The following is a 517-nucleotide window of genomic DNA, read 5'->3' on the forward strand; positions in this document are numbered from 1 at the left end:
CCGGCTTTTCTTGTCTTGTCCGGCAGGCGCAGGCCCAAGGTGCGGTTGGCGTAGCCCAGCTTGAAGTGGGCCAGCAGCTCCGGGTGGTCCAGCCTGCGCGCCTGCAAGTACGCCAGCGCCTCCGGCGACTGCTTGAGCGTCTCGTGATAGTAGCCCACCGTTTGCATCAGCAGCGCCTGGTCGTCGGCGTCGAACGCCAATGGCGGCGGCAGGCTGCGCACGCTGGCATGCTTGAGCGGCGCGGCGGGCACACCCTGGGCGGCTAAAGCAGGATCGGCCTTGAGCAGTTCGACTGCATGGCGAAACGACACGCCGCGCAGCTTCATCACCCAGTCGATCGGACCGCCGCCTGTCTGGCAGCCGAAGCAGTGCCACAGGTTTTTTAGCGGCGTCACCACCAACGACGGCTCGCCATCCTCGTGGAAGGGGCAGGTGCCGATGCGGTCCTTGCCCGACCTTTTGAGGGCGATGCCGGCCGACTCGACCAGGCGCTCGACCGCCACGTCGTTCTTTAGCC

1 protein-coding gene is annotated in these 517 nt (G+C 66.5%); it reads right to left on the bottom strand.

Annotated features, from left to right (window positions below; genetic code table 11):
• Nucleotides 1–517: CHC2 zinc finger domain-containing protein (locus tag PO883_RS34830; protein WP_289313849.1), on the bottom strand; the 517-nt coding region annotated here is incomplete at both ends.

The sequence above is a fragment of the Massilia sp. DJPM01 genome, from assembly GCF_030348125.1.
GTDB classification, from domain to species: domain Bacteria; phylum Pseudomonadota; class Gammaproteobacteria; order Burkholderiales; family Burkholderiaceae_D; genus Telluria_A; species Telluria_A frigida.